The following is a 510-nucleotide window of genomic DNA, read 5'->3' as shown; positions in this document are numbered from 1 at the left end:
GGGTGTGTGGATGCGGCCGGACAACCTCTCTCGTGAGCTCGACGGCGTCGTCGCCGACCAGTGTGAGTTTTTTGTCAGTCACCACTCTGACTCGTCGAGCCTGGCAGCGTCGCTCTGGGACTTGCCCCTATGGGCGGCCGAGGCGGACCGATTGCTGACGGTGCTTGACGAGGCCGAGAGTCTCGCCCAAGGGTTCATGGCTACAGCAGAGGTAATCCGACACCTGCTGCTGGATCCGTACCTGCCGGACGAGCTGCTCCCGGCGGGCTGGCCGGGTGATCGACTTCGAGAGCGTTACACCGATTTCAAGGCCAACTACTCGGAGCGTCTCCGAAAGTACATTGACGGATAGTCGGGGCCGAGACAGCTCGCGCGCCTTCGCGGGTCGAGCCTTACGCCCAATCGCCAGCTCGCTCGTCTCTACGGCGTGAAGGACAATTTCCCTTGGGAACAAGGCTGCATCACACGATGCAGTAATGTATCATTGTAGCTAAATGCGTGCCGAATCGG

At 60.8% G+C, this 510-nt stretch carries 1 protein-coding gene; it reads left to right on the top strand.

Features of this window, described 5'->3' with window-relative positions:
• Positions 1-352: PaaX family transcriptional regulator C-terminal domain-containing protein (locus F6Q13_RS20185; RefSeq protein WP_293060208.1), on the top strand; the 352-nt coding region annotated here is incomplete at its 5' end.
• Positions 353-510: the final 158 nt, after the last annotated feature.

The organism is Mycobacterium sp., from assembly GCF_008709575.1.
In the GTDB taxonomy this organism is placed as follows: Bacteria; Actinomycetota; Actinomycetes; order Mycobacteriales; family Mycobacteriaceae; genus Mycobacterium.
The sequence above is the reverse complement of the archived record's forward strand: the minus strand, read 5'-3'. Positions and strand labels throughout refer to the sequence as shown.